23 protein-coding genes and 3 tRNA genes are annotated in these 25,336 nt (G+C 41.4%); 3 read left to right on the top strand and 23 right to left on the bottom strand.

The genetic code is table 11. The features are described from left to right. Positions 1-3 precede the first annotated feature (3 nt). From C4533_05610 to C4533_05540, 15 genes are all read right to left on the bottom strand, one after another. The gene (locus C4533_05610; protein RJP27954.1) at positions 4-1,263 is read right to left on the bottom strand and encodes an adenosylhomocysteinase; all 1,260 of its coding nucleotides are present in this window, start codon (positions 1,261-1,263) and stop codon (positions 4-6) included. Positions 1,264-1,338: 75 nt separating this feature from the next. Continuing rightward, on the bottom strand, positions 1,339-2,508 hold the full coding sequence (locus C4533_05605) for a methionine adenosyltransferase (protein RJP27953.1): 1,170 nt from the start codon (positions 2,506-2,508) through the stop codon (positions 1,339-1,341). Continuing rightward, positions 2,505-3,260, bottom strand: a complete 756-nt coding sequence (locus tag C4533_05600) for a nucleotidyltransferase family protein (protein RJP27952.1) — start codon at positions 3,258-3,260, stop codon at positions 2,505-2,507. Before C4533_05600 ends, C4533_05605 begins: the two co-directional genes overlap by 4 nt. A 17-nt stretch (positions 3,261-3,277) precedes the next feature. Next, entirely contained in the window at positions 3,278-5,017 is a 1,740-nt protein-coding gene (gene ptsP, locus C4533_05595) for a phosphoenolpyruvate--protein phosphotransferase (GenBank protein ID RJP27951.1), read from the bottom strand. 7 nt (positions 5,018-5,024) lie between these two features. Further along, positions 5,025-5,288, bottom strand: a complete 264-nt coding sequence (locus tag C4533_05590) for an HPr family phosphocarrier protein (protein ID RJP27950.1) — start codon at positions 5,286-5,288, stop codon at positions 5,025-5,027. Positions 5,289-5,293: 5 nt separating this feature from the next. Further along, positions 5,294-6,559: a YvcK family protein gene (locus tag C4533_05585; protein RJP27949.1), complete on the bottom strand. Its 1,266-nt coding sequence runs from the start codon at positions 6,557-6,559 to the stop codon at positions 5,294-5,296. After that, positions 6,543-7,013: a PTS sugar transporter subunit IIA gene (locus C4533_05580; protein ID RJP27948.1), complete on the bottom strand. Its 471-nt coding sequence runs from the start codon at positions 7,011-7,013 to the stop codon at positions 6,543-6,545. Before C4533_05580 ends, C4533_05585 begins: the two co-directional genes overlap by 17 nt. 45 nt (positions 7,014-7,058) lie before the next feature. After that, a tRNA-Gly gene (locus C4533_05575) sits at positions 7,059-7,131 on the bottom strand. 35 nt (positions 7,132-7,166) lie between these two features. Next, positions 7,167-7,248, bottom strand: a tRNA-Leu gene (locus C4533_05570). A 196-nt stretch (positions 7,249-7,444) separates the two neighbouring features. After that, positions 7,445-7,520 (bottom strand) — tRNA-Lys (locus C4533_05565). Between the two features lie 97 nt (positions 7,521-7,617). Next, the gene (locus C4533_05560) at positions 7,618-8,175 is read right to left on the bottom strand and encodes a ribosome recycling factor (protein ID RJP27947.1); all 558 of its coding nucleotides are present in this window, start codon (positions 8,173-8,175) and stop codon (positions 7,618-7,620) included. A gap of 27 nt (positions 8,176-8,202) precedes the next feature. Beyond that, positions 8,203-8,928, bottom strand: a complete 726-nt coding sequence (locus tag C4533_05555) for a UMP kinase (protein ID RJP27946.1) — start codon at positions 8,926-8,928, stop codon at positions 8,203-8,205. Beyond that, the gene (gene tsf, locus C4533_05550; GenBank protein ID RJP27945.1) at positions 8,925-9,449 is read right to left on the bottom strand and encodes an elongation factor Ts; all 525 of its coding nucleotides are present in this window, start codon (positions 9,447-9,449) and stop codon (positions 8,925-8,927) included. Before tsf ends, C4533_05555 begins: the two co-directional genes overlap by 4 nt. 9 nt (positions 9,450-9,458) lie before the next feature. Continuing rightward, complete coding sequence (gene rpsB / locus C4533_05545; protein ID RJP27944.1) at positions 9,459-10,340, bottom strand: 30S ribosomal protein S2; 882 nt, start codon at positions 10,338-10,340, stop codon at positions 9,459-9,461. A gap of 253 nt (positions 10,341-10,593) precedes the next feature. After that, positions 10,594-12,384, bottom strand: a complete 1,791-nt coding sequence (locus C4533_05540; protein RJP27943.1) for an ABC transporter ATP-binding protein — start codon at positions 12,382-12,384, stop codon at positions 10,594-10,596. Between the two features lie 253 nt (positions 12,385-12,637). On the opposite strand from C4533_05540, the gene C4533_05535 reads away from it, so the two are divergent. Genes C4533_05535 through C4533_05525 form a run of 3 tightly spaced genes read left to right on the top strand, consistent with a single transcriptional unit; the run spans position 12,638 to position 15,934 of the window. Beyond that, positions 12,638-13,567 (top strand): gfo/Idh/MocA family oxidoreductase, encoded by a 930-nt coding sequence (locus C4533_05535; protein RJP27942.1) that lies wholly within the window; start codon positions 12,638-12,640, stop codon positions 13,565-13,567. Then, complete coding sequence (locus tag C4533_05530; protein ID RJP27941.1) at positions 13,531-14,700, top strand: lipid-A-disaccharide synthase; 1,170 nt, start codon at positions 13,531-13,533, stop codon at positions 14,698-14,700. Before C4533_05535 ends, C4533_05530 begins: the two co-directional genes overlap by 37 nt. 13 nt (positions 14,701-14,713) lie before the next feature. Next, positions 14,714-15,934 carry an HD-GYP domain-containing protein gene (locus tag C4533_05525; GenBank protein ID RJP27940.1) on the top strand — a complete coding sequence of 407 codons (1,221 nt, stop codon included), beginning with the start codon at positions 14,714-14,716 and terminating at the stop codon, positions 15,932-15,934. Between the two features lies 1 nt (position 15,935). Here C4533_05525 and C4533_05520 read toward each other — a convergent pair whose 3' ends face one another. The 8 genes from C4533_05520 to C4533_05485 all read right to left on the bottom strand — a co-directional run bounded on the left by C4533_05520 (position 15,936) and on the right by C4533_05485 (position 25,135). Further along, positions 15,936-16,187, bottom strand: coding sequence for a hypothetical protein (locus C4533_05520; GenBank protein RJP27939.1), 252 nt, complete (start codon positions 16,185-16,187; stop codon positions 15,936-15,938). Next, positions 16,180-17,289 (bottom strand): M48 family peptidase, encoded by a 1,110-nt coding sequence (locus C4533_05515; GenBank protein ID RJP27938.1) that lies wholly within the window; start codon positions 17,287-17,289, stop codon positions 16,180-16,182. The genes C4533_05520 and C4533_05515 overlap by 8 nt, the downstream gene beginning before the upstream one ends. Positions 17,290-17,298: 9 nt before the next feature. Further along, positions 17,299-17,529, bottom strand: a complete 231-nt coding sequence (locus tag C4533_05510) for a 50S ribosomal protein L27 (GenBank protein RJP27937.1) — start codon at positions 17,527-17,529, stop codon at positions 17,299-17,301. A gap of 146 nt (positions 17,530-17,675) precedes the next feature. After that, positions 17,676-19,067 carry an MBL fold metallo-hydrolase gene (locus C4533_05505; protein RJP27936.1) on the bottom strand — a complete coding sequence of 464 codons (1,392 nt, stop codon included), beginning with the start codon at positions 19,065-19,067 and terminating at the stop codon, positions 17,676-17,678. Between the two features lie 76 nt (positions 19,068-19,143). After that, a complete protein-coding gene (locus tag C4533_05500) occupies positions 19,144-20,805 on the bottom strand; it encodes a carbamoyl-phosphate synthase large subunit (GenBank protein RJP27935.1) in 1,662 nt (553 codons plus the stop codon). Between the two features lie 9 nt (positions 20,806-20,814). Further along, the gene (locus C4533_05495; protein ID RJP27934.1) at positions 20,815-21,915 is read right to left on the bottom strand and encodes a carbamoyl-phosphate synthase small subunit; all 1,101 of its coding nucleotides are present in this window, start codon (positions 21,913-21,915) and stop codon (positions 20,815-20,817) included. Between the two features lie 2 nt (positions 21,916-21,917). Beyond that, positions 21,918-23,441, bottom strand: a complete 1,524-nt coding sequence (locus tag C4533_05490) for a DUF1846 domain-containing protein (GenBank protein RJP27933.1) — start codon at positions 23,439-23,441, stop codon at positions 21,918-21,920. An 89-nt stretch (positions 23,442-23,530) separates the two neighbouring features. Next, on the bottom strand, positions 23,531-25,135 hold the full coding sequence (locus C4533_05485; protein RJP28257.1) for a CTP synthase: 1,605 nt from the start codon (positions 25,133-25,135) through the stop codon (positions 23,531-23,533). Positions 25,136-25,336: the final 201 nt, after the last annotated feature.

Here is a 25,336-nt window from a genome sequence, read left to right as displayed (position 1 = left end):
TATTTACGTCCCCGCTTCCCAACTAGAAAGGTATTTTACCTGTTCTTCAGTCAACCGGTCTATTTTTATGCCCATTGAACTCAACTTCAATTTGGCGATGTTCTTATCTATATCTTCAGGCACTTTGTATACGTCATTTCCCAGGCCTTCGTGATGCTTCATAATATATTCTGCAGACAGCGCCTGGTTAGCAAAAGACATATCCATAACTGATGCCGGATGGCCCTCTGCTGCGGCAAGGTTTATAAGACGTCCTTCACCCAACAGATAAATCCGGTTCTTGTTTTTCCTTAATGTATATTCTTCGACAAAATCCCTTATCGCTCTTTGTTTACAGCTAAGCTTTTTAAGCGCGGGGATATCTATCTCTACATTAAAATGACCGGTATTACAAACAATTGAGCCGTCTTTCATAACCAGAAAATGCTCTTTACGTATTACGTTGATATCTCCGGTTACGGTCAAAAAAATATCTCCTATTCGAGCAGCATCTTTTATGGGCATTACGTCAAAGCCGTCCATAGTCGCTTCAAGAGCGCGTAACGGGTTTACTTCCACAACAATGACTCTTGCGCCCATGCCTTTAGCACGCATTGCAGCGCCCTTGCCGCACCACCCATATCCGCAGATTACAAAACTGGAGCCTGCTATCAATTTATTTGTTGCCCGGATTATACCATCCAGGGTTGATTGACCAGTACCGTATCTATTATCAAACAAGTGTTTTGTCTGGGCATCATTTACAGCAATTATCGGATAGCGCAGTTTTCCTTCCGCAGCCAAGGCCTTTAATCTTATTACTCCAGTAGTGGTCTCTTCGGTACCGCCTATTATATTTTTATAAACAGACTTCTCGGAATGATGGATAGTCCCGACTAAATCTGCGCCATCATCCATTGTGATATCGGGTTTAGTCGCCAAAACTGACTGTATGTGCTTATAGTAAGTCTTTGTATCCTCTCCCTTAATCGCAAATACCGAGATGCCGAGGTCTTTGACGAGGGAAGCTGCGACATCATCCTGTGTTGATAAGGGATTTGATGCGCACAAATATATATTTGCACCCCCTGCCTTTAAAGCTTCCATAAGAACGCCTGTCTCGGTAGTAACATGTAAACAGGCAGCAACCTTCAGCCCTTTCAGCGGTTTTTGCTTCAGGAATCTTGCGGTTATTGAAGATAAAACTGGCATGCTCTTGCGAGCCCATTCTATCCTCAGGTTGCCTTTTTTAGCCAGCTTAACATCCTTTATATCATAGTTCATAAAAACTCCTTATCTTAAAATTTACAAATACCAAAAATCAGAATTTAAATACCCTGTTTTGGTATTTTAACTCTCTTATAATCTAGCAGCCTGCTTCTTTAAAGCCTGTGCTTTATCGGTTAATTCCCAGCTAAACTCAGGCTCTGTTCTTCCAAAATGTCCGTAACAGGCCGTTTTCTTATATATAGGCCTTAATAATTCCAGCGACTTTATCATGCCTTTAGGGGTAAGCTCAAAATTATCCCTGATAAGCTTTACAAAAGATGCTTCAGGTAATTTTCCGGTACCTGAGGTATCAACCATTATAGCTAACGGATCAGCTTTACCTATGACATAAGCCAAATGCACAAGGCATTTATCAGCTAAACCTGCGGCAACGATATTTTTAGCGATATATCTTGCCATATAGGCTGCCGAACGGTCAACCTTTGTCGGGTCCTTGCCCGAGAAAGCCCCTCCGCCGGGAGCAGCTGCGCCGCCATAAGTATCTACGACTATTTTTCTGCCTGTCATACCAGTGTCTGACTGCGGCCCGCCTACGACAAACTTTCCGGTCTCGTTAATAAAATACTTGGTGTCCTTATCTATATATTCTTTCAATATAGGCCTTGCTATGGTATCTATAAGCTCTTGCCTGGCTTTTTTAGTAATCTTGTTCTTGGATGCATCCAATATATCTTCGGTATGCTGGCAAGCAAGAACAACAGAATCTACTCTTTTCGGATGGCCATCATGGTATTCAACAGTCACCTGGGATTTGCAATCCGGCCCCAGGTATTTCAATGTGCCGTCCCTTCTTACATCAGCTGTACGCTTAACCAACTTATGCGCCAGCATGATCGGCAGAGGCATTAATTCATCCGTCTCTTTGCATGCATAGCCTACCATAAAACCCTGGTCTCCTGCACCTCCGGTATTAACACCCTGCGCTATATCTGGAGACTGGCTGTTTATCGTATTGACTATGGCACAGGTATGATAATCAAAGCCGTATTTCTGGTGGCTATAGCCTATCTCACCGATGATCTTGCGGGCAAGTCTCTGTATATCGACATATGCAGTTGTCGTGATCTCCCCGCCAACAATCAATAAACCCATAGTAACGTAAGTTTCGCAAGCTACCCTACCATATGGATCCTGTCTTAAGACTTCATCTAAAACTCCATCGGATATCTGATCGCAAAGTTTATCCGGGTGTCCCTCACCCACTGATTCAGAAGTAAAAAAATGTTTCCGCAATGTCATCTCTCCCCCTTTTTGTTAGAAAAAACCCTGTTTGCTTCGTTGTAGAATTTATAATGGCCTATATCAAACCACCTGCCGCTAAATATAAAACCATAAACTTCATCATGTCTTCTCAACCAGTCGATATAGAATCCGGTTGCATCTCTTTTAGTTGTCTTATCTGAATAATAACGTTTTATTAATTTAAGTTTTATCTTAGGGAAATAATAAACGCACATTGCCACTAGCGTCGAATCGGGTTTTTTTGGCTTTTCATTAAAATTCAATATCCTGCCGCTACTGCCCAACTTTACAACACCGTAGTTAGAAGCCTTTTTTCTGTTTTTTAAATCATAAATGCCTATTACGGGCTTTGCTTTACGCAAACTTACAAAGCGCAAGAAATCATGAAAATCATCCTCAAAAAGATTATCTCCCCCGACAACTAGCAGATCATCTTTGATCTTAGTTTTATTTATTGCAAAATCCATATCGCCGATCGCGCCAAGCTTAGTTTCATTGCTTTTAGTCAAATCATCAACCAGGGTTACTTTCTTCTTAAAGCTCCTGCTTTTTGCCCATTTCCTGAAAATAGAAATAAACTTGCTGTTTGTTATTATGAATATTTCGTCCAGGCCCGGGATGCCTTCCAACTTCTCAACGATATAATCTATAATAGGCTTATCTCCGACCTTAAGCAAAGGTTTCGGAAAATCCTTAGTCAAAGGGTAAAGCCTGGTTGCATAACCGGCGGCTAATATTAAAGCTTTCATGGCGTTTGAATATTAAATTAAGAAGTTTGTTTCAGGATTTCCCTTAGTTTCGTTTGGATAAAATCTTCAACCTGTTTACCCGTAGGCAGTTTAAGAGCTTCATCTGCCATATCCTCTACCTGCTGTAAGGTGATTGAACGAATTATGTATTTTATTTCCGGTATCATCGATGCCGGCATACTGAATTCGTCCAAACCCAGCCCCATAAGAAGTAAAGCAAAAGCAGGCTCTCCTGCCATCTCACCGCACATACCGACCCAAATACCGGCATCGTGCCCTGCCCGTATAATATTCTTTATCATCCTTAGCACCGCAGGATGTGTAGGCTCATAAAGATATGCCACTTTTTCGTTGGTACGGTCTACGGCGATAGAATACTGTATAAGGTCGTTTGTGCCTATGCTGAAGAAATCAACTTCAGAAGCCAGCAAGTCAGCAGTTATAGCTGCTGAGGGCACCTCGATCATTGCGCCTATTTCTATATCTTTATCAAAAGGTATCCCTTGTTTATTTAAGTCCCCTTTCAATTCTTCCAGTATTTTATTGGCCTGGCGCACCTCTTCAATCCCGGAAATCATCGGATACATCAATTTCAGTTTACCATGTACAGATGCCCTTAATATTGCCCGCAGCTGTGCTTTGAATATGTCGGGTCTAGCCAAACAAAATCTTATGGCGCGCCATCCCAGGAAAGATTTCATTTCCTGCGGTATATCAAAATGGGACAAAAATTTATCTCCCCCTAAATCCAAAGTCCTTATAATAACCGGATAAGGATTCATCTCCTCGGCGACAAATTTATAGGCCTGATAATGCTCTTCTTCTGAAGGCAGGTCTTTTCTGTTCATATAAAAAAATTCGGTGCGGTACAGGCCTATTCCGTGTGCACCGTGCAATTTGACTGAAGGGACCTCGTCAGGAAGCTCAATATTAGCATTGATCTCTACCAGCTTACCGTCCAGGGTTTTTGCCGGCAGCTCTTTTACAGATAAGAACCTCTCGATAATACCTTTTAGCTTCTGCTCCTCTTTCTGATAGGCAATAAGTGTATCCTGCTCAGGGCTAACAATAACCATACCCATGCTGCCGTCAACTATAACTAAATCACCGCTTTTAATCCTGCTTGTTGCTTCCTCCACACCGACTACTGCGGGAATCTCCAGCGCCTTAGCCATAATTGCGGTATGGGAAGTCTTGCCTCCAATATCAGTGATAAAACCGCATACATTCTGCTTACGCATCGCCGCAGTATCGGAAGGCGAAAGGTCATGTGCCACAACTACCACCTTTTCACCGGTATCTCCCAGAGTTATTTTTTTCTTGCCAAGTAAATTACGCAGAATACGCTTGCCGACATCGTTTACATCAGCTGTTCTTTCTTTTAAATATTCATCTTCGATCTTTGAAAATACATCTATATATTTCTTTAATACTTCTGAAAAAATATAGGCCACGTTCATCAGCTCTTTTTTGAGGCGGAAAATCACCTCTTCGATGATCATCCTGTCTTCAAGAACCAACAAATGTGCGTCAAAAATCTCAGCCTGCTCCTGGCCCATTTCAATATCTATCTTCTTTTGCAGCTCCATGATCTCTCTGCGGGTCTGGATGAGTGCCTCTTCGAACATCTGTATCTGTATAGGCACTTCTTCAGGGCTGATTTTTTCTTTTGGCACAACAAGTTCTTCCTTATCAAGCCTGTAAGCTTTGGCTATGCTTATGCCGGAAGCTGCTGCTATGCCTTTTAACTTTATCATCTTTTAATTACTCCTCAGAATTAATTATTTTTTCCAATTCAGCCAGGGCCATCTCTGCGTCATCGCCATCAATCTCGATGATTATTTCGCTGCCTTTTTCCGCTCCCAGCATAAGGATACCCATTATAGACTTGCCGTTGACTTCCTCTTCGTCGCGCCTTACAGTTATGCGGGAATCAAATTTATTGGCAATCTGGACAAACAAAGCTGCAGGCCTTGCATGCAGGCCGGATTTATTTTTGACTAATAAGGTTTTTTTAATTAACGGCATAGTTTTTAAGCCTCTTCTATAAAACTGAGTATTACCCTGGCCAGCTTTGCGCTGTCGTGCCTGATCACGCTATCTGTAACTATAATATCTTCTTTAACTACCCTGTAACCCATATTTTCTATGCTGGCTGTATCTACTTCAACCGGAACTGATTTTTCTTTCTTATAACGTTCAAGCACTTCCTGGGGTATCTCGCCTGTGTTTACAATACAATAATCAAATACCCTCGGATTACTGTGTTTAACCAGGACTTTAATATGTTCTGATACCTTAAAATTGTCAGTTTCACCCGGCTGAGTCATGGCGTTACAAACATACACTTTAATCGCTTCCGAGCTTACTATTGCATCAGTAATTTCTTTTATTAGAAGGTTAGGGATTATACTGGTATACAAAGAACCCGGGCCTAATATTATTATCTGGGCCTCATTTATTGCCTTTATCGCATCGGGTGTTGCCTGCGGCTCTTCCGGCTTAAGCAAAACCCTATTTATAGGTTTATGGGCCTTTGGTATTTTATCTTCCCCTTCGGTAACCGAACCATCATTATGCTTGGCTACCAATACCACCTTGCTTAACGTAGAAGGGATAACCTGCCCTTTTAATGCCAGGACTTTGCTCGTCTCTTTTATCGCCTTTTCAAAATCACCCGTCAGGCGCGTCATGACTGTTATAAAAAGATTCCCAAAGCTATGCCCTGCAAGCTCTGAGTTAGAATTAGAATCAAACCTGAACTGAAACAAATCCCTCATAAGCGTCGGCACATCCGAAAGAGCAACAAGGCAGTTCCTGATATCTCCCGGCGGCAATATATCAAACTGCTGCCTTAGCCTTCCCGAAGAGCCTCCGTCATCAGCAACGGTAACAATAGCGGTAATATGGTCTGTGTATTCTTTTAAACCGCTCAAAAGAACTGATAGCCCCGTCCCGCCTCCGACAGCAACTATCTTTGGGCCCCTTAAAAGCTGCTTGCTATGATAAAGTATATCAACGATATCCTTTGTCTTGGAGGCAGGCATAAAAGCAACTATAAATGAACGCATCATCTGCTTTATGCCTAAAATAAGGACTATAATCCCGGAGGCAAGTATTATTGCATCTAATGCCTTAAGTATAAAGTATTCCTGCCCGTGCAAAAGGCTGGAACCTATAGCTATAAGGACAACTCCGAATGCGCTCAAGCCGATCCAGCGCTTTATACCTATGCCAGGATAAAGCCATTTAAAAAGCGCTTCAAATTTATTTATTCTGGCCTTAAATCTTTTTTTCATCTTCCTGGGTAATGATTTTTATTACGGCTTTATCGTCTGTAGAAACACGCAGGCTGTCCCGGAAATACTTATCTTTAAGCAGCCTGGATATCCTTGCCAACGCTTTCAGGTGTGGGCCGGCAGAATCTTGAGGGGCGACTAATAAGAAAAAAATGTAGGCCGGCTCTCCGTCTAGAGAATCGAAATCAACACCTTTCTTAGATAAACCAAAGGCGGCGACGAGCTTATTCACACAATCGCATTTGGCATGAGGTATGGCTACACCTTGGCCAATCGCGGTTGAGCCCAGTGATTCTCTGGCCATAAGGGCCTCAACCAGCTTGTTGCGTGACCGCTTCTCTACTTCTCCAGACTCAATTAATAGCTCTACCAATTCCTTAATAACATCTTCTTTCTTTGCCGATTTAATATCGGTAAGAATTGCTTTCTTTGACAGAAAATCCATTATCTTCATATTTTGTTTTCTCCTTTTTAGAAAATGTTCTTTTCGATAAAATTAAGCGGGAGACGGGATTTGAACCCGCGACATCAACCTTGGCAAGGTTGCGCTCTGCCAGCTGAGCTACTCCCGCGTGATTCAGTTTAAAAAAAGTCTTTATCCAAAATATGCGGACGGAGGGAGTTGAACCCCCAAGGGTTACCCCATATGGTCCTAAGCCATACGCGTATGCCAGTTCCGCCACGTCCGCGTAATCTCGCATATCGCCTATAGCTTATCGCTTATCGGTCATTAATTATATCTATCTGCAATAAACGATATGCCGTATCTATTTTCCCCTCGCACCAAATTGTAAGAACAACGGGTTCTCGGGACTCGATTTTTTGTACTGCCTCGTCTCTGAATCTCAAAGAAGGAGCCTCGGAACTCATTCGCTTTCAGCGAATTCGTGAGCCACCCGCGACTCGAACGCGGCACACCCACCTTAAAAGGGTGGTGCTCTACCGGATGAGCTAGTGGCCCAAATCTTGTGTTACAAACCCTTAGCAAAACCCTGAGCGAAGCCGCCCCTGGCGGCTGAGTCGAAGGGTGAGCTAGTGGCCCAAATCTATAAAAACTATTAACCAGTAATTTCTTTTTCTTTACTCTTTAGCAGCTCGTCGACTTTGGCTGTATATCTATCGACCAGCTTCTGTAATTCGTCTATACTTCTGAATTTATCATCTTCAGATATTACCTTGTCCTTCTCAAGTTTCTCTAAAGACTCTTTTGCATCGCGCCTTATCGTCCTTAAAGATACTCTTCCCTCTTCGGACATTTTATGTACGAGCTTAACCATCTCTTCTCTCCTATCCCTGGAAAGCTGCGGGATAGTCAGCCTGACTACATTATCAGCCACAGAAGGGGTGACTCCGAGATTAGACTTTAAGATTGCTTTTTCTATTTCAGGTATAGCATTTTTGTCCCACGGTTGTATGGTAATCAGGTGCGGATCCGGAACTGATATAGAGGCGATTTGTTTTAACAGCGTAGGTGTCCCATAATAATCTATGTGCATGCCTTCGACTAAACCCGGATTTGCCCTGCCGGTCCTGACTTCTGAAAATTCACGAAGCACAGATTCGATAGCCTTTTTCATCTTCTCCTCTGTATTGTGCAAAACTTCTTTAGTAGTCATGCCTGCGCCTCCTTTTAAATGCAAATTCTACTTAACCAGCGAACCTACGTTTCTTCCTAAAACTACTTTCTTAATATTTCCGCCTTTGCTCAGGTTAAATACAGCTATGGGTAATTTATTATCCATGCAAAGTGTTATCGCCGTAGCATCCATAACCTTTAAACCCTTCTTTAATACATCTATATATTTTAGAGAAGCGAACTTTCTGGCCCCTTTTACTCTCATCGGGTCTGCAGAATAAATACCATCCACTTTTGTCGCTTTAAGCAGCGCATCTGCGTTTATCTCTACGGCCCTTAATGCGGCTGCGGTATCGGTAGTGAAATACGGATTGCCAGTGCCTGCTACAAATATAACCACCCTGCCTTTTTCCAGGTGCCTGATCGCCCTTCTGCGTATATACGGCTCTGCAACACGCTGCATCTCTATCGCAGTCATAACTCTTGTAGGAACATTGATCTTTTCCAGTACATTCTGCAGGGCCAGGCCATTAATGACCGTGGCCAACATCCCCATATAGTCTGCTACGGACCTGTCCATAGCAAGGCCAAGAGACCCGGTATTTTCCTGTCCTCTGAAAATGTTTCCTGCGCCCAGGACTATGGCGATATCTACTTTTAAATCTTTTATTTCTTTTATCTGGTGGGCTATTGAAACTAATACAGAATGGTCAATCCCGTGCAATTTCTTACCTTGCAGGAATTCACCGCTTATCTTTAGGACTATCCTTTTATAAACCGGATGAGCACTCATTCTCCAACTTTGTATCTTATAAACCTGCGGATAATAATGTTTTCACCGATTTTACCGATCAAGCTGCCTAGATAATCATTTATAGTCATAGATGCGTCTTTAATAAACGGTTGCTCAAGCAAGCAGCTGGACTTTAAAAATTCATCCGGCTTGCTTTCCTGCTTAAGCACATCTTTTGGAACGTCCTCTTTCTTGATATAAGCAGGGTTACAAGCGGCAATCTGCATAGCAACATCTTTGGTAAACTTAATAAAATCTTCGTTACGCGCAACAAAATCAGTCTCACAACTGACTTCCAGCAATACCCCTATTTTATTTCCCAGATGGACGTAAGCCTCCACCCTTCCTTCTCTGGTTACCCTGTCCTGTTTTTTAGAAGCTATTTCAAGTCCTCTCTTACGCAATAATTCGATAGCTTTATCGATATTACCGGCTGAATCTTCTAATGCCTTCTTGCAATCGGATATGCTGGCTGATGTTTTAGTCCTTAATTCCTTTACGGCTACTAGGTTCTTATTCATGGTGCCAAATTACCCTTTCTTTCTCATTTTTGGTTTCTCTTCGGATAAGCCTTGCTTTAATCGCATCTTCTTCTGCTTGCCTTCTTCCTCATCGTCAGTTTTAGCAAGCTCTGCTATTTCTTCAATTAAAATTTTTTCTTCAGGCAAAAGGTCAACATTTTCCTCTTTCTGCCCCAAATTAATGCTTGCTTCGGAAAGATACGACAAGAATTTCTTCCTGCCTTCCATCACACTATCAGCTATCAGCCTGGTAACCAAGCCTATGGCTTTTGTAGCATCGTCATTGCCGGGAATAAGATAACTGATTTTGGTAGGGTCGGAGTTAGTATCTACAAGGCCTACAACTGGTATAGCTAACTTGTATGCCTCGTTTACTGCCGTCGTTTCTTTTTTGGCATCGATTATAAACAAGACATCGGGTAACTTTTCCATCTGTACTATACCAGAAAAATTCTTATTAAGCTTATCCAGCTCTTTCTGCAAGAGAGCTATTTCTTTCTTAGTAAGCTTTTCAAAAGTCCCGTCTTCCTTCATCTTCTCTATGTCTTTTAGCCTTTTGATGCTCTTCTTTATAGTGGCAAAATTAGTAAGCAGCCCTCCGGGCCATCTCTCGGTGACAAAATACATCCCGCATCTTTTTGCTTCCTGCTGGACTACCTCCTGGGCCTGCTTTTTTGTACCGACAAAAAGGACGCTTTGGCCCTTTGCAGTAGCTTCGATAAGAAAATCCCTGGCTTTATTTAAGCATTCTTCGGTCTTCTCCAGGTCCACGATATAAATACCGCTCCTTTGTCCAAAAATATACTTCTTCATTTTGGGGTTCCACCTGGCCGTCTTATGCCCAAAATGAACTCCTGCTTCCAACAATTGTTTAATTATCTCTGAAGGCACTTTGATTTTCCTCCCTTTTTGCTCTGTCAACTGCTGAATTTTATTGTTTTTTAACTAAAGTTAACAGAATTGAATGTTAATATTCCTCAATTATTTTGGAATCAACCTGCGATTAATTCGAATTCTAACTCGAGATATTGAAGGTTGATGCTGAGCTACCTTTGTCCATTTACGCTTTGGAATATGCGGTTTTCATGTTGCGAATGTATAAAGGTTAGTTTTGAAATTATACCATAATATTTCCGGTTTGCAACTATTTTTGTAGCTCCTGGGTCTCATATAACCTCTTATATAACCCGCCTTTTTCAATAAGCTGGCTATGCGTACCCTCCTCAATTATCCTGCCTTTATCAAGCACTATTATCCTGTGCGCGTTTTTAACCGTAGAAAGCCTGTGTGCTATAATGAATACGGTCCTGCCTTCAATAAGCCTGTCTAAAGCACCCTGAACGATGCGTTCTGACTCAGAATCAAGCTGGGATGTGGCTTCATCGAGTATTAAAATCGGCGGATTCTTAAGCAGTGCCCTGGCGATAGCTATCCTCTGCCTCTCGCCTCCGGACAATTTTGTCCCCCTGTCGCCAATAACAGTATCATAGCCGGAGGGAAGCTTAACAATAAAATCATGGGCATAAGCCTCTTTGGCTGCCTTTTCGATTTTCTCTACAGATGAATCCAGATGACCATAAGCTATATTTGCCCTTATTGTATCATTAAACAGGATAACCTCTTGAGTCACTATACCTATCTTCTGGCGCAGAGATTTAATAGAAAAATCCCTCATGTCACGCCCATCAATTAAAATCCTCCCTTTATAAGGGTCGTAGAATCTGGGTATCAGGTCTACTAACGTACTTTTGCCTACGCCGCTGGGGCCTACAATTGCCAAAACTTCCCCTTTGGTTACCTCCAAGTTAACCCCTTTTAAAACCTGGTTATCCCCGTAATTAAAATAAATATCTTCAAACAGAATGCTGCTTTTAAATTCTTCTAAGAATAGCGGCTCCTTAACTTCTTTTACAGTCGGCAGCGTATCTAATACTTCATGTATCCTCTCGCCTGCTGCAATAGCCTGCTGGTTCAATGAGTTTACCTGGCTAAGCTTCTTAAATGGCCTGACTAATGATAATAGCGCGCCAAGGAACAACCCGAAGACACCAAAAGAAAGCCTGCCGGAGATAACTTCTCTACCTCCCCAGAAAAACACACCTATACCTGCTAAACCTCCCAATAGCTCTGTAACCGGGCTGATAATAAGAGTGCGCTTTATCGACTTCATAGTTATTTTATAATAATCCCTGTTTACGGACTTAAAACGGTTAAGCTCATAATCTTCCATATTAAAAGCTCTTACTATGCGCACACCGGATATTGTTTCATAAAGTAGAGAATTTACATCAGCCATCTTTTCCTGTGATTTCTTGGATAGTTTTCTTAAAACCCTGCCTACTTTAACTATCGGCAGGCTTATTAAGGGCAGAAGCACAAAAGCAATAAGAGCCAGCTTCGCATGAATAAAGAAAATAAGCAAAGTAAACAACACAACTTGCGCTGTTTGATAAACAAGGTCCGTAGAACCATAAGATACCGCATTTTCTACCAGCTTTACGTCGTTGGTTATGCGTGAGGTAAGCTCTCCTGCCCTTTTATGAGTATAATAATCCAGTGAAAGTACCTGAAACTTAGCGTAGAGTTTATCCCTTATGTCCTTAACTACCTTCTGCCCTATATCGGACATTAAATAACTCTGCAGGAAGGAAAATACCCCTTTAAACAAGAATAGCGCCAATATCGCAACTGCCATATAATTAAGGAGAATTTCCGGATGCAAGGAGTTTAATTTATCAACAAATGAAGATAAAAAATCAGGAAGCTTATTGGGTATGATAATCTTTTTGTTAGTCAGCACCTTATCCGCCAAAGGCACAACCATAGCTAGGGACACGCCGTCAAAAATAGCCGAAACTACCATACAAAAAGCAGCTAAGCCGAAGGTCCCGCTATATGGCCTGACAAATTTCAATAACCTAAAGTATTCCTTCATCTTTTATTCCTTTCGAAAAGCTGATTTTAGCATAGGTTTTGGAGAAGGGCAATAGATAAATTGGTTCATAGTTATTAGTTCATAGATCATAGTTATTAGTTCATAGTTGATGGTTCATTGTTCATTGATACGGGCTTCTGGTTATAACACTTGGTCCTGGTTAACTATTATGAATCGCTCATATCTATGAACTATTATCTATGAACTAATAAAATTTATTGCAACTATCCTCTTCCTCTGTTATTATTCTTTCATGGGAAAATTAAGGGTCGCGGTTATCGGAGCCGGTCATTTAGGCAGCATACACGCAAAACTATATAAAGAACTGTCTTCGTGTGAGCTTACGGCAATTTGTGATATAAACCAAACCCGCTTAACAGAGTTATCAGCGGCACTTGGAGTATATACGACCCAAGATTATAAAAGCTTATTCGGCAAAATTGATGCTGCAAGCGTAGCCGTACCTACAAACCAGCACTATAAAGTCGCTTTTGACCTTTTAAACCATGGCATACCCGTCCTCGTTGAAAAACCTTTTACTACCAACCTGCCGGAAGCTGACGCATTAATAAGGCTTGCGAAAAAGAAAAAACTCCTGTTGCAGGTAGGACACGTAGAAAGGTTCAACTCCGCATTTGCCGCAACCAAAAAATTAATAAATGAACCTAAATTTATAGAATGCCACAGGCTGAGCCCTTTCCCTAACCGAAGCCTTGATGTGGGCGTAGTATTGGATTTAATGATCCACGACTTAGACATCGTGCTCGGGCTGGTTAATTCTCCTGTCAAGAAACTGGAAGCGGTGGGAATAAATGTCCTTACGAAATTCGAAGATATAGCCAATGCAAGAATAGAATTTAAAAACGGCTGCGTCTGTAACCTCACTGCAAGCCGCGTTTCAGATGAATGGTTGCGTAAAATCAGGATATTTCTTAAGAATACTTATATATCGCTTGATTATAAACACGAAGAAGCTTTTGTTTACAGAAAAACGCCTCAGGGCATAACCAAAGAAGCTCTTCCCATCGAAAAAGAACAGCCGTTAAAGCGGGAATTAAACTCTTTCATTGATTCGATTATCCAGAGTAAACCGCCTCTTGTCACAGGCGAAGAAGCGCGAGCATCTCTTGCCATCGCATTACAGATATGCAAAATAATATGGCGCAAACAAAGAATATACTAATAGTCGCAGGCGAAGCTTCCGGGGACCTGCATGCAGCTAACCTCGTCAAAGAGATAAAAAAGCTCTATCCGGACTCGGCTTTCTTTGGCTTAGGAGGAGAAAACCTGCAGGGCCAGGGAGTAGACCTGTATTTCAATATGGTTGAGCTTGCCGTAGTCGGGCTTTTTGAAGTCCTGAAAAACATTGGAAAATTCAGGGATATATTTTCGGGCATACTTAAAGAAACCGAAAGACGTAATCCTGATCTTGCGATACTCGTAGATTATCCCGGATTTAATTTAAGGCTGGCTAAAGAACTTAAAAAAAGAAAAATTCCTGTAATCTACTACATAAGCCCGCAGATATGGGCCTGGGGCAAGGATAGAATAAAACAGATCCGTGAAAATATAGACTTAATGCTTGTAATTCTGGAGTTTGAAGAAGCACTTTACAGGAAAAACGGAGTAAATGCAAGATTCGTAGGTCACCCCCTCCTTGACAGTATAAAAATAAGCACAAATAATAAAGAAGAAATTCTAAAAAGATATGGTTTAAACGGCAAAATTAAGACTATCGCATTACTGCCCGGTTCCCGGCAAAAAGAGATCACTACACTGTTACCGATAATGCTTAAATCCGCTGAATTGATATCCAGGGCAACTAAAGATGATGTGCAATTCCTCATATTAAAAACCCCTACCGTGAAAGAAGAAGTATTTTCTAAAATAATTGGAGATTCCTGCCTGCAGGTAAAAATAGTCGGTGATGGATTCTACGACGGGCTCAGTGTAAGCGATTTTGCTTTTGTTGCATCGGGCACGGCTACGCTTGAGACTGCTATTATAGGCATACCGATGATAATACTGTATAAAGTATCTTTCTTAACATGGCTTTATATCAGGTCAGTAATTAAAATACCTTATGTCGGATTAGTAAATGTCGTTGCTCAGAATAAAATCGTTGAAGAATTCCTGCAGTACAGGGCTGATCCTAAAAGAATCGCAGAATACACGATAGACCTGCTTAGGGATAAAGAAAAAATTGCATCTATCAAAAATGAATTAGCTAAATTAAGAATTAAACTGGGAGATAAAGGGGCAAGCCAGACAGCTGCACAGGCTATAGTAGAATTTTTTTCCGGCAATAGCCACTGATTTTGATAAACCTATGAAGATAAACCCTACTAAAACTATCAACGAACTCATTACCGTACTGGCTTATATTACCGACATCGATGAAAAGAAAAAGTCGTATCATACCTGGAGAGTAGCCATACTCTCATGTAAAATAGCAGAAAAACTGGTGTCACAGAGAGAATTACGACGCATATTTTATGCGGCTGTCCTGCATGATATAGGTGGAGCCGGATTCCCTTACAATATTCTGCATTATCTTAAGAAAAAAGACAAAGAAAGTCAAAACATCCTGTTTTCTCATCCCATACTGGGGGCGCAGCTCGTATCCAATATACCCCAAATGACCCCTGTTGCCAAATTGATACTTGACCATCACGAATGGGTTAACGGACATGGATACCCGCGCGGTAAAACAAATAAATTTATACCCATTGGCTCTAAGATAATCCGGATTGCTGATTCTATAGATATTGCTATACAGACAGGAAGGTTTAAGGAAATGGGCCCTCTCTTAAAACATCTTTCTACAAACGTCAATAAGGAATATTCTTACGATTTGTTCTCAAAAGCGAGGCAGGTGCTTTCAAAAGGTAATTTTTATCGTAAATTATTATCCTCTTCAAACATACCTTTGATATTCCAGGATACCAAAGAAAAGGCCGGATTCATCAAGATCCCCAGCAGGGTCGACGCCATAGGCACAGCTTTAGAAGCCATCGCACAGATAATCGATATGAAACATCCTTATACTTCCGGGCACTCGCTAAGGGTTTCCAGGTATGCGATGGGTATTGCCCTGGCTTTTGACCTGGACCATGATTATATTACAAAAATTAAATGGTCAGGGCTGATCCATGATATAGGTAAAATAAGCCTATCCAGGCAAATATTAGATAAACCTTCAAAATTAACGCCAAAAGAATTTATAAAAGTAAAAACCCATGCAAGCCTTACCAATCAAATACTTAACATGATGTCAACTTTGAAGGAGATAGCATTGATAGCTTCTTCTCATCACGAGCGCTTTGACGGCAAAGGTTATCCGCTCGGGTTAAAAGGAGAGAAAATACCTCTGGGGGCAAGGATACTTGCAGTATGCGACGCCTTTGATGCCATGACATCTAACAGGCCGTACCGCAGGCCACTGACTCCGCTGGCTGCCTGTAAAGAAATGGAAAAACGCTCAGGGACGCAATTTGATCCGCTAGTCGTAAAACAGGCGATACCGTTATTTAAAAACCTCAAGCTTTAATTCAGCTGATAGATACTAATTTTACTTTTAAATCTTTTATCTTCCTGATTTCGCTGTACATCTTTAAGGCATCCTGCTTTTTGCCGACCAGTTCCAGTATAATCAAACCCCTGTCGGAACATTTATCTAATACCGCATCATGTATGCCGATCCTGGTCTTTATCAGGCAGCCCCATTTTGTGAGTGACTTCTGAAATAATCCTGCAGTCCTATTTCTATGCTTTATTGAGACAATCAATATGTTCTTATTCATTCCCGGTGCCTTTCTGTTGATAGCGCTCTGCCATTTCAATGCGCTCGGAAACAGGAGGATGATCAAAGAATATCATTTTTATGAGGAAGCTGGGTTTAACATCAGCCAGGTTCTGTTTAGCCAGTTTATCCATCATGCTTATAAAAGGCTTTTTTAACCCGGTGATATCAATAGCTATCTTATCAGCCTCTCTTTCAAATTTCCTGCTGATGGCGTTAGAAATTGGCTGTAACACCAAGCCCAAAATTATAAAATATCCTATTATCACAGGTAGAGAGTAAATCCTGGACAAAGAATCGATCCCAAAGAACAGTAAAACCTGGCTGCTGCTAAGGTATATAAAATAGAATGTCAATAACGTAACTATGGAGTTCAAAATTATAAGTTTTAGCAGATGCCTTGACCTGTAGTGCGCGAATTCATGGGCAAGTATTACCTCTATCTCTTGGTGTGTATATTTGTCTTTCAGGGTATCGGCCAATATTACCCTCTTAGTCTTGCCCATGCCGACAAAAGCAGCATTGGCCTTTAGTGTTTTTCTGCTAAAATCGATCTCAAAGACATCCAAAAGCCTGATATTCATCTTAACGGCAAGATCCATTATCCTGGACTTTAACCCCTGATCAGCGAGTTCTCTATATTTAAAAAACATGGGGATTACGACTACAGGCATTAGCCTTGCCAATATGACAGAAAAAAACAGCCAGATCAGAGATACCCATAACCACCATAAATCCTGGCTCTTTTCCAGGATTATATACATCAGGAAAAATAGCCCCAGGCTTAATACATACATCAATAACCCCGATTTAATTTGATCTGAAATCCACGAAAAGAAACTCTGTGTGGAAAGAGAAAACTTATGTTCAACCACAAATGAACCGTAGAAATTAAGAGGAAAGGTAAACAGAAAATATCCGGAATAAATGGCCAGAATATAGACCGGCAGGATAAATGCCTGTCCTATTTTAGACGAAAGAAATAAAACTGATTCTTTAGATAGTCCGCTGTATAGGAAAATAAAAATGAGCCCAAGAGCATAAAAAGTATCTATTATAGCTAAGGCATATTTTATATTAGAATACTTCCTGGCTTCAGGCACTTAAGGATATTATTTCTTTTTAACGTTAATGAAGGTGCGGACTTTGCCGCTGGTTGTTTTCTTCTTTGAAAAGAATACAGTGCCAGGGACAAGCGCATATATAGTATCTGACCCGCCTACATTTTCTCCGGGTTTATAGGTACTAACCCCGCGCGAAAGGATCTGTCCGGCTTTTACCGGCATACCAGATGAAACTTTAAGTTTTTTATCTTTCTTCGGTGTGGAAAAACCCCCTATCATTGAATCCTCCTTTTAATGATCTCCCTTTTAAACAAACAATGGCCGATTACATAAATATTATTTAATCATGCTCCTGCCCATTTAAGGCAGAGGAATAGATATTAACACAATTTATGACCGCTTTGCAACAAAAAGGTTCCCGCCTTTTAGATCCTTATCTCCTGGTTCTTTAAAGGCATCGAGGCGTTTATCCCCGCCTGATTAAGCTTATTCATCATTTTTTCTGATTGCTCGAGGTCTCCATGTACAAGAAAAACCTCCTTTAAAGGAAGACAGGCAGATATAAAACCAAAAAGGTCGTTTTGATCAGCATGGGCAGAGAATGAGTTTATTACTGCCACTTCGGCGTTAAGCTCATACTCTACGCCGAATATCCTGACAAAAGGATACTGATCAACTATCCTCTTACCCAACGTATCTTTAGCCATATAACCGACAACAAGGATAGTATTGCGTGAATCCTCAATATTATTCTTTAGATGATGCAGTATCCTGCCTGATTCGCACATCCCGCTTCCGGCTATTATAATCATCGGCCGCTTATCGTTGTTGAGGTTCTTGGATTCCCTTTGATCGCGTATATAACGCAGGCTCACGAATTCAAAAGGGCTCCTTCCTCCTTTTATAATCTGGCGGGTATCCTCATTCAAAAAAGACTGATGAAATTTAAACAGATCCGTAATATCTGTGGCTAGGGGGCTATCCACATAAATAGGGATAGATGGTATTGCTTTTTCTTGAATTAACTCATTTAAGAAAAATAAGATTTCCTGCGTACGTTCCAAAGTAAATGACGGAATTAAAATCTTACCTCTTCTTTCTACGGTGTTATTGACTACATCCCTCAATTTATGTTTTGCATCCTCTATCGGCGCATGCGTTCTGCCTCCATACGTACTCTCAATAATAAGATAATCTAATTTCTCGGGTATCACCGGATCGTTAATCAACGGCAGCCCCTTCCTGCCCAAGTCAACCGCATATCCCAGCCGTATATTACGGGTATAATCCTTGATATCCAGTATTATAATGCTTGAGCCAAGGATATGCCCGGCATCCAGAAGAGTTACAAACATATCTTTAGCAATACAAAACCTCTGGCCATAAGATATGGACCTGAATTTTTTTGTGGCGGCTGCAGCCTCTTTTTCATTGTAAAGCGGCCTCCTAAGAGGAAGGTTCAACCTGCGGTTTATCTTGTTTACGTATCTAATATCTTCTTCCTGTATCTTACCCGAATCTTCCAGCATAAGCTTAGCCAGGTCTTTAGTCGCTGCGGTACTGTATATCTTGCAACGCAGCCCCCTTTTTATGACATTTGGGATATTGCCGCAATGATCTATATGGGCATGCGACAATATCAGGGCATCTAATTTACGCGGATTATAATTTATAGTAGAATTTACTTCGTAAAACTCATCTCTATGGCCATGAAAAAGTCCGGCATCAAGCAAAACCTCGGACTTATTCGTAGAAACAAGATGGCTTGAACCGGTAACGGTCCTTACCCCGCCTAAGAATCTTATGCTTACGGCCATCGTATACTTTCTCCCTGTTATCAGCGCTGATTCAACTATAATCTATATAAAAAACACCCTGTTTCAACTAAACTCATTACTTATCATAAGAAGAATAATAGTAAGGGGTAAACGCTTTGAATTCGGCAGCACATGTATCCACAAGCTTAAAAGAAGGCCCTATACCCAATGAAGAACGCAGCTGCTTGATTTCGTCTTCCCTCTTGCCTAAAAGAACCGCTAACTGCCTATCGCTGAAGCCGAATTGCTTTGCCGCCAGCATTAATTCCTCTGTGATGCTATCTTTACTGCTTATTATTTGTTTTTCTAAATCTATGATTTCTTTTATATTCTGCAAAAACCATCTGTCAATTCTTGTGAGCTCAAAGATCCTGTCAATGCTTATGCCAATTCTCAAAGCATCGCCGATATAAAATATCCTTTCAGCATTGGGGGTCATAAGCTTGCTGTTTATTAAGTCCATAATACCATTATCTGCGGACGCCTCTTGAGGCTTTTTAAAAACAATCGTCTCTAAGCCGTATTTTTTTATCTCTAAGGAACGCAGGCCTTTCTGCAATGCTTCTTTAAAAGTCCTGCCTATCGACATCGCTTCGCCGACGGATTTCATAGACACCGTTAAGGAGGCATCAGAAGAAGGGAATTTTTCAAATGTGAAACGCGGCACCTTTACAACACAATAATCTATCGTCGGCTCAAAACAAGCCGGAGTTTCTTTTGTAATATCATTGGCGATCTCATCCAGGGCATACCCAACCGCCAGCTTTGCAGCTATTTTTGCTATTGGAAAACCTGTGGCTTTAGATGCCAAGGCTGAACTCCTTGATACACGGGGATTCATTTCAATCACAACCATCCTGCCATTTTGCGGGTTCACTGCGAATTGTATATTGGAACCGCCTGTTGATACTCCTATCTCCCTTATACAAGCAATAGCAGCATCACGCATCTTTTGGTATTCTTTATCCGTTAATGTCTGGATCGGGGCAACGGTAATGCTGTCGCCCGTATGTACACCCATAGGGTCAAGGTTCTCAATAGAACATATTACTACCACATTGTCTTTTGAGTCCCTCATAACCTCCAACTCATATTCTTTCCATCCCACAACAGATTCCTCAATCAAGATCTCACTGATCAAGCTAGATTCGAGTCCGCTCTTTGCCATTTCCTGGAATTCTTCAATATTAAAAGCTACACTTCCCCCTGTGCCACCGAGTGTAAAACTAGGCCTGATGATAACAGGAAAACCTATATCCTTTACAACTTTATTAGCTTCTTTAAGGCTGTAGGCCTGTCCGCTTCTCGGCAGGTCCAGCCCTATCTTTTTCATGGCCTCCTTAAAAAGCTTCCTGTCCTCGCCTTTTCTTATCGCCCTGATATCGGCGCCTATAACTTCAACTTTATATTTGTTTAGTATCCCCTTCTCATGCAAGGCTACGGCTGCATTTAAAGCGGTCTGGCCTCCCAGAGTCGGCAGAAGAGCATCAGGTTTTTCTTTGGCAATAATCTTTTCCAAAGAAGCTGTTGTTATCGGCTCGATATAAGTGCTATCGGCAAGCTGAGGGTCAGTCATTATAGTTGCAGGATTAGAATTTATCAGTACGACTTTAAAACCATCCTGCCTTAACACTTTGCATGCCTGGCTGCCCGAATAATCAAATTCACATGCCTGGCCGATTACGATAGGCCCGGAGCCTATAATCAGTATTTTCTTTATATCTTTTCTTTTAGGCATCGGTCAATGTTATTTCTTTGAACGTCTCTTTTTGGCTGTCTTAACTGAGTCCACAAAATCATTGAATAAATAACTGGCATCATGCGGTCCCGGGGAAGCTTCAGGATGGAACTGTACGGAGAACAAAGGCAGCTTCTTATGCTTCATGCCTTCCAAAGTATTATCGTTAAGATTGATATGGGTCAGTTCTATTTCTTTCTTATTCAAAGTATCTATATCTACGCAAAAACCATGATTCTGCACGGTTATTGCCACTTTTTTTGTCCTTAGGTCTTTTACCGGGTGGTTTGCGCCGTGATGGCCGAATTTAAGCTTAAATGTCTTGCCGCCTAATGCCTGCCCGAGGATCTGATGGCCCAGGCAAATACCGAAAATTGGCAGCTTACCGATAAGTTCCCTCGTGGTATCAACAACATACGGTAATGCCGCAGGGTCTCCTGGCCCGTTGGATAACAATATCCCATCGGGCCCCAAAGCCAGTATCTTATCTGCGGGCAAAGATGCAGGTACGACCATAACACTGCAGCCGTGATTTGCCAAAATCCTGAGTATGTTCAGCTTGACCCCGCAATCTAAAACAGCTATTTTTAACTTACCATTTTTATTCCATACATAAGTATCATCGCCTATTACATCCTTAACTAAATCCCTTCCTATCAAGCCCAAAGAATCTTTTGCTTTATTTACAAGGTTTCTCTCATCCAGGTCTAAAGTAGATATAACGGCTTTGAGCTCGCCTTTCTCCCTTATGTGCAAAGTCAATTCTCTTGTATCAATGCCCTCAATACCCAATATTTTATTTCTGTTAAGATAGCTATCCAGAGATTCTTCTGCTCTCCAATTACTGGATATCTTACTTACCTCTCTGACAACAAACCCTTCCACAAATGGCCTGCGTGATTCTACATCTTCTTTGTTAACACCATAATTGCCGATTAAAGGATAGGTCATTGCGACTATCTGACCTTTATAGGAAGGGTCAGTCAATATCTCCTGGTAGCCGCTCATGCTGGTATTAAATACAACCTCACCATAGGTTTCTCCCGTTGCTCCGAAAGAAATACCCTTAAAAACTTTCCCGTCCTCTAATGCTAATATAGCTGTGCTCATAATCAACTCACAAATAAATTCCTCGAAGAAAAATTTCCGTCGGTAGTCATGTTCACGCCAAGCCTTTTAAGCCCTACCTCATCCCCGGGAGAAGGCATATGCGTCAAATGTACCTCCGTATTTCTTAATTCGCTTAATTTCTTCATAGCTATTTCGGCTGTATGATTAGTAGTCGCGCTTATTGATAAAGCTATTAATATCTCCTCCAGATCTAACGGGTCCGGCTCTATCTTTAAACAGCTTTCTTTTAAAATAGAAATCTGTTTGATAATGTGTGGTGAAAGCAATAATATCTCATCAGGGATACTTGCTAAAGCCTTTACCGCATTTAAAACAAGGCTTCCTGAAGCATTCATAAGCCTGGAGCTCTTGCCAGTTATAATCCTGCCGTCATCCAGCTCTATTGCCGCGCCGCAGAAAATCCCGTTGTTACCTTTGCCTTTTGCTTCGGCTTCTTCCGATGCCCTCCGCGAAGCCTCAACAACGGCTCTATCAGTAAGCTTAACCCCCAACTCTTCCAGAAGAAGCGACACCCTGTTTACCGTTTCTTTTTTCTCTATTCCCAAAACATATTCTGCGTTGTATCTGAAATACCTGCGTATTAATTCCTGCTTAGCTGCCTCCTGCACCACTTGATCGTCTATAATCCCGAACCCTGCGCGATTAACGCCCATATCAGTAGGGGAATTATACATCGGGGTATCTATCGCCTTATCTAATATCTTGTTCAATATCAGTTTCAATATCGGGAAGCTTTCAACGTCACGATTATAATTTATGGCGGCTTCCTTATAAATACTGAGGTGGAAAGGATCGACCAGATTAAAATCCTGTATATCCGCGGTCGCTGCCTCATAAGCAACATTTACGGCGTGCTTAAGCGGCAGGTTCCAAATGGGGAAAGTCTCGAATTTAGCGTAACCTGCGCTGATGCCTTTTCTATGCTCTTGATATAATTGAGATAGGCAGGTTGCCAGTTTCCCGCTGCCCGGCCCAGGTCCGGTAACTACGACAATCGGCTTTTTTGATTCGATATAATCATTTCTGCCCAGGCCATTTTCACTAACGATTAAATCTACATCAGCCGGATACCCCGGAATAGGATAATGCAAGTAAACTTTTACCCCTCTGCGTTCCAGCTTATTTTTAAATATATCAGCTGTGGGTTGGTTGGAATACCTTGTGATAACAACCGATAATATATCTAAGCCCCACTTTCTCAGGTCATCTATAAGTTTAAAAGTTGCGGCATCATAGGTTATGCCGAAATCTCCTCTTACGCGGCCCTTTTCTATATCCCCGGCATAAATACATAATACAATATCCGCGTTATCTTTAAGCTGTTGAAGCAGCATGAGTTTTACGTTTGGATCATAGCCGGGAAGGACCCTTGCAGCGTGATAATCAAAACAGAGTTTTCCGCCGAATTCCAGATAAAGCTTACTCCCGAATTTATTTACCCTTTTTAATATGGCTTCGGTCTGCTCTTTAAGGTATTTATCGTTATCAAATCCTATTTTTTTCATATTGCCCCCTATTTTAAAACTGCACTATTATATTATAGGGCCGGGGTTTTGTAAAGTTTTATGGAGATGCGGGTTTTAATCAACAGGTATTAATCTGACATAGCCAAGGCTGACTCTATAAAATCCCTGAATAATGGATGTGCAGAATCTGGCTTGGATTTAAATTCCGGATGGAATTGTACTGCTACAAAAAAAGGATGGTCTTTAATTTCTATTATTTCGACTAAATTCTTCTTTTTATATATGCCTGAAAAGGTCAGGCCTTTCTTTTCAAGCTGTTTTCTGTACTTATTATTGAACTCATACCTATGCCTGTGCCTTTCAGTAACCATATTTTTCCCATAAATGCGTAAAGCCCTTGTCCCATTTTTAATATGGCAGGGATAAGCACCCAAACGCATCGTCCCACCCATCTCCTTTATGCCTTTCTGTTCTTCCAAAAGGCTGATTACAGGGTATTTCGTATTAGGGTGGAATTCCGTTGAATCAGCTTTTTTAAATCCACCAACATTACGCGCAAATTCTATTACCGCGCACTGCATACCCAAGCATAGCCCTAAGAACGGGATTCGTTTTTCTCTGGCATACCTTATTGCCCTTATCTTACCTTCTACACCCCGCGAGCCAAAGCCTCCGGGGACCAATATGCCGCTTACTCCCTCCAGTAATTTCTCCGGCGCACAGCATAATAGCTCTTCAGAATCCACCTTCTTTAAATCTACGGCTGTATCATTATAAATACCGGCGTGGTTTAAGGCTTCATATATTGACTTATAAGCATCCTGTAAGCCGATATATTTGCCTACAATAGCTACTGTTACTCTGCGCTTTGGGTTTAATGCTCTCTCAACGACATTTTTTTCCCAGTCTTTAAGCTCTGAGGATTTACGGATAAGCTTAAAATGGCTCAAAATTATCTCATCCAAAATCTGGTTTTTAAATACGATGGGAAGCTCATATATAGAATCTACATCCCGGGCCTCAATAACGCCCTCTTTGGCTACGTTACAGAAAAGAGAGATTTTTTCTTTTACTTCAGTGCTCAGCGGTTTTTCTGTGCGGCAGATCAAAATATCCGGTTGTATTCCTATCTCGCGAAGCGTACCGACGCTATGCTGGGTAGGCTTGGTTTTTATTTCACCTGCGCATTTTATATAAGGGACAAGTGTCAAATGAATGTAGAGTGCATTATCCTGGCCCACATCCAGCCTGAACTGCCTTACTGCTTCCAAAAATGGCAGGCCCTCGATATCACCTACAGTCCCGCCAATCTCAACAATCACTACTTCAGCATTAGAAACCTCAGCGACTTTTTTGATACGGCTCTTTATCTCATCAGTGATATGAGGTATTACCTGAATAGTTTTTCCCAGATAATCACCGCGCCTTTCCCGGGAAATAACCGCATTATAAACCTGTCCGGTAGTAGCATTGTTGAATTTAGTCATTGCTGCTGACGTAAATCTTTCGTAATGCCCAAGGTCTAAATCTGTTTCAGCGCCGTCTTCTGTAACATACACTTCGCCATGCTGATAAGGGTTCATCGTGCCAGGGTCAACATTAATATATGGGTCCAGTTTCATAAGGGTAACCTTTATCCCTCTTGACTCAAGGACTTTACCTATTGAGGCTGAAGCTATTCCCTTGCCCAAGCTTGAAATAACCCCACCCGTAATAAAAATAAATTTTGCCATAGTTATTTTAATCTGAATGATTAAAGCATATTTTCCCTGGGGAACCAACAAAAAAAGGCGTATCGGGGTGACACTTCCAGCCCCAAAACGCCATTGTCATTAATAGCTCAGCATTGAACTATTAAAATAATTATAACATATCCGGTTTAAAAGTCAATGGGAATAAGTATTGGTTCATAGTTCACTGTGCACAGTTCACGG

The organism is Candidatus Omnitrophota bacterium (assembly GCA_003598025.1).
In the GTDB taxonomy this organism is placed as follows: Bacteria; Omnitrophota; Gorgyraeia; order Gygaellales; family Profunditerraquicolaceae; genus Profunditerraquicola.
The sequence above is the reverse complement of the archived record's forward strand: the minus strand, read 5'-3'. Positions and strand labels throughout refer to the sequence as shown.

Excerpts from the sequence above, each read along its gene's own strand:
- C4533_05610 (RJP27954.1), bottom strand. The coding sequence starts at position 1,263 with ATGAACTATGATATAAAGGATGTTAAGCTGGCTAAAAAAGGCAACCTG.
- C4533_05605 (RJP27953.1), bottom strand. The coding sequence starts at position 2,508 with ATGACATTGCGGAAACATTTTTTTACTTCTGAATCAGTGGGTGAGGGA.
- C4533_05600 (RJP27952.1), bottom strand. The coding sequence starts at position 3,260 with ATGAAAGCTTTAATATTAGCCGCCGGTTATGCAACCAGGCTTTACCCT.
- ptsP (RJP27951.1), bottom strand. The coding sequence starts at position 5,017 with ATGATAAAGTTAAAAGGCATAGCAGCAGCTTCCGGCATAAGCATAGCC.
- C4533_05590 (RJP27950.1), bottom strand. The coding sequence starts at position 5,288 with ATGCCGTTAATTAAAAAAACCTTATTAGTCAAAAATAAATCCGGCCTG.
- C4533_05585 (RJP27949.1), bottom strand. The coding sequence starts at position 6,559 with ATGAAAAAAAGATTTAAGGCCAGAATAAATAAATTTGAAGCGCTTTTT.
- C4533_05580 (RJP27948.1), bottom strand. The coding sequence starts at position 7,013 with ATGAAGATAATGGATTTTCTGTCAAAGAAAGCAATTCTTACCGATATT.
- C4533_05560 (RJP27947.1), bottom strand. The coding sequence starts at position 8,175 with ATGACTACTAAAGAAGTTTTGCACAATACAGAGGAGAAGATGAAAAAG.
- C4533_05555 (RJP27946.1), bottom strand. The coding sequence starts at position 8,928 with ATGAGTGCTCATCCGGTTTATAAAAGGATAGTCCTAAAGATAAGCGGT.
- tsf (RJP27945.1), bottom strand. The coding sequence starts at position 9,449 with ATGAATAAGAACCTAGTAGCCGTAAAGGAATTAAGGACTAAAACATCA.
- C4533_05540 (RJP27943.1), bottom strand. The coding sequence starts at position 12,384 with ATGAAGGAATACTTTAGGTTATTGAAATTTGTCAGGCCATATAGCGGG.
- C4533_05535 (RJP27942.1), top strand. The coding sequence starts at position 12,638 with ATGGGAAAATTAAGGGTCGCGGTTATCGGAGCCGGTCATTTAGGCAGC.
- C4533_05530 (RJP27941.1), top strand. The coding sequence starts at position 13,531 with ATGCAAAATAATATGGCGCAAACAAAGAATATACTAATAGTCGCAGGC.
- C4533_05525 (RJP27940.1), top strand. The coding sequence starts at position 14,714 with ATGAAGATAAACCCTACTAAAACTATCAACGAACTCATTACCGTACTG.
- C4533_05520 (RJP27939.1), bottom strand. The coding sequence starts at position 16,187 with ATGAATAAGAACATATTGATTGTCTCAATAAAGCATAGAAATAGGACT.
- C4533_05510 (RJP27937.1), bottom strand. The coding sequence starts at position 17,529 with ATGATAGGGGGTTTTTCCACACCGAAGAAAGATAAAAAACTTAAAGTT.
- C4533_05505 (RJP27936.1), bottom strand. The coding sequence starts at position 19,067 with ATGGCCGTAAGCATAAGATTCTTAGGCGGGGTAAGGACCGTTACCGGT.
- C4533_05500 (RJP27935.1), bottom strand. The coding sequence starts at position 20,805 with ATGCCTAAAAGAAAAGATATAAAGAAAATACTGATTATAGGCTCCGGG.
- C4533_05495 (RJP27934.1), bottom strand. The coding sequence starts at position 21,915 with ATGAGCACAGCTATATTAGCATTAGAGGACGGGAAAGTTTTTAAGGGT.
- C4533_05490 (RJP27933.1), bottom strand. The coding sequence starts at position 23,441 with ATGAAAAAAATAGGATTTGATAACGATAAATACCTTAAAGAGCAGACC.
- C4533_05485 (RJP28257.1), bottom strand. The coding sequence starts at position 25,135 with ATGGCAAAATTTATTTTTATTACGGGTGGGGTTATTTCAAGCTTGGGC.